General features: G+C 36.1%; 4 protein-coding genes. 3 read left to right on the plus strand and 1 reads right to left on the minus strand.

Translation table 11 applies throughout. The annotated features are described in order from the left end of the window. Positions 1-596, minus strand: a 596-nt coding sequence (locus tag CM19_RS03765) for a 5-formyltetrahydrofolate cyclo-ligase (protein WP_048099128.1), incomplete at its 3' end; no start/stop codon positions are given. A gap of 377 nt (positions 597-973) precedes the next feature. On the opposite strand from CM19_RS03765, the gene CM19_RS03770 reads away from it, so the two are divergent. The 3 genes from CM19_RS03770 to CM19_RS03780 all read left to right on the plus strand — a co-directional run bounded on the left by CM19_RS03770 (position 974) and on the right by CM19_RS03780 (position 2352). Further along, positions 974-1207, plus strand: a complete 234-nt coding sequence (locus CM19_RS03770; protein WP_048099129.1) for a hypothetical protein — start codon at positions 974-976, stop codon at positions 1205-1207. Next, on the plus strand, positions 1200-1907 hold the full coding sequence (locus tag CM19_RS03775; RefSeq protein WP_048099130.1) for a carotenoid biosynthesis protein: 708 nt from the start codon (positions 1200-1202) through the stop codon (positions 1905-1907). The genes CM19_RS03770 and CM19_RS03775 overlap by 8 nt, the downstream gene beginning before the upstream one ends. A 232-nt stretch (positions 1908-2139) precedes the next feature. Beyond that, positions 2140-2352, plus strand: coding sequence for a hydantoinase/oxoprolinase N-terminal domain-containing protein (locus tag CM19_RS03780; RefSeq protein WP_048099131.1), 213 nt, complete (start codon positions 2140-2142; stop codon positions 2350-2352). Positions 2353-2393 lie beyond the last annotated feature (41 nt).

The following is a 2393-nucleotide window of genomic DNA, read 5'->3' on the forward strand; positions in this document are numbered from 1 at the left end:
GCCCTTATTACTTCTTCAGGAGTGACTAAGATATTTACTGGAACATCGTAAGGCATAGAAGGAATGGATTGAACTATCTGTATTGGATGGAGTGTAGTAATGACAGGTGTCGAATCATCAACCTTCTCTAATTCCCTTAACATAGCGTACTCAAGCTCACTATATCCTTCTCCTTTTCCTACTCTATCCCCCTTTCTGGTTACTGCAACAGATCCAACTATAACCACATCGATCTTATCAAGACTAAATATATCAACTCTCTCACCTAATTTTGTAAACCCAGAAATAGATGAAGCCTCTCGTGGATTAACTTTCTTTGGATCAAGCAAGAAAAAATCTCCTCTTAATCTAGGTGTAGGAACTATTACCTTTTTCCCCATAGATAAAGCGATTTCTCTAACTTTTCTTTGAGGTGAATCGGGGTTTACCTTAATAAGGGAGGCTTTCTTAAATTCCTCTAGGTTAGAAAGAAGGAAAGCAGCTCTTTCTGACCCTTTAAAGTTAGGTATTCTTCCATATACAGGTCTAGGAAAGGCTGCAATGTTCATCTGTTCCATTTTATTCCAGATCGTTTCTCTTATTTTCTGCTTGTCCATGCGCTATTTATGATAATGTAAATAAAAAGTAATTCCGATGTAATTCCCTTTATCTGTTAGAGCATGTCAGCATTTTCGCTTAAACCGTGATATTTTATGCATTTCATGATTTTTCCCTTCCAAGATGCTAATATTTTAAAAAACAATATTAATTTGTCCCGGATGTAGGTAGACCCGAAGAAGGGAGTGTAAAAGATTAGGTAAGAGGAACTAAAGTGTGCTGGTTTCCCATCATCTCTGAGGTCTTTGACGATTAAGGTTGTGGGTGGGGTTATCCCGTTAATGGGGCGGATCGCGATGATAGCCTCGGGACGTGGTGAAGCCCAAGGGCTTCACGAACATGGCAATAATTGTCCGTAAAACTCAAACCCCTATTTATGCAAATAGAGGAAAAAAGGAATATTGTTTTTCCTCACCTCGAAGTACTATTAAAAACCATAGATGCAATATATCCAATTATATTCGTAGTTTTGGTTAAGGATTGGAACAAGTCCATAGAGGTAGATGTAAATGGAACTATTCTTTATTTAGCCCCAGTATTCAGGTTTCATGATCTAACGTTAACTCCGAGGAAAATATATTTTACCAGTCAGACTATTCATTATGGATAAAGAAGACAAGTACCTGATAATCTCCTTTTCTCTATTAACTTTTGGTATTCTGCTAGATGGGTTGCTCTTTTTCTTTCTGGCTATGTCGTTGATATCGTTTATCCTACTTCTAAAACTGGACAAATCTCTTCTCCGTTTACTTATATTAAGTATGATAGAAGGTTTCCTCTTTGAGGAATTAGGAGTTCATACGGGGTTTCCATTTGGTTATTATGAATATAACTTTCCCCCATATATTCTTGGGATTCCTGTTGCGGTCATTTTAGCGTGGGGTATATTCTCCTTTCTTTCCTCTCTTGCCCTCATTCCGTTGAAAGGACAAATGAAGAAGATTTTCCTTTTCCCAATTCTAATGGTTACAATTGATTTAGCTGTAGATCCGATAATGGTTACTGCTGGAGCTTGGAAGTGGTTAACCGTTACAAGTCCTAACTGGTTTGGTATACCCTACACTAACTTTCTAGGATGGTTTTTAGTTTCTCTTATTATTGCAGTTAGCTATTTTCCTTGGAATAAGGTAATTAGGTGGAAGGAGAGGAACACTGCATTTTACCTCCTTTTACCACTTGACTATTTCCTTTTAATCTTCAACTTTTTCCTCCATGCTAAACCTCAACTAACAGAACCTCTTCTTATATCAACTATAATCTCAGCTCTTCTTATAGGAGGGATATATTCATGGAGCTTTAAAGGCGGTTAATCATGTATTAGTACCAAAAATAGAAGCATCATACCTTTCAATTAGAGCATCAATCATTGACGCTACTATTATAGTTTTTATAGGTATGCATTATTCATCGTTTTAATATATATTTCTAATGGAGATTTTAAGTTTTATTTTAAAGTAGTTAAGTAGTCACTTATAAAATTTAATCCTCTTTTGTGAACGTTTTTGTCAAGCACTTTTATTTTTGAAATCCAATTTCAACTCGATGAGCCTTAGTCAGGAGATAACGATTTCTATCGATATAGGAGGAACTTTTACAGATATAATAATACAACGTGGTGATAAATTAGAGTATATAAAGGTATCTTCTACACCTAAAAAACCAGAAGAGGCCGTAATAAACGTATTGAGAACGTTAAAAGGCGAGAAGATAACTGAAGTCCTTCATGCTACTACAATAGCTACAAACGCAATTTAGGACAAGTAGGACTGGAATTGCCAAAGACTGCTCTTATTACC

Origin of the sequence: Candidatus Acidianus copahuensis (genome assembly GCF_000632495.1) — an archaeon.
Classification (GTDB): domain Archaea; phylum Thermoproteota; class Thermoprotei_A; order Sulfolobales; family Sulfolobaceae; genus Acidianus; species Acidianus copahuensis.

Bases quoted from the DNA above. Each gene is read 5' to 3' on its own strand.
- CM19_RS03770 (WP_048099129.1), top strand. From the start codon at position 974: ATGCAAATAGAGGAAAAAAGGAATATTGTTTTTCCTCACCTCGAAGTA.
- CM19_RS03775 (WP_048099130.1), top strand. From the start codon at position 1,200: ATGGATAAAGAAGACAAGTACCTGATAATCTCCTTTTCTCTATTAACT.
- CM19_RS03780 (WP_048099131.1), top strand. From the start codon at position 2,140: ATGAGCCTTAGTCAGGAGATAACGATTTCTATCGATATAGGAGGAACT.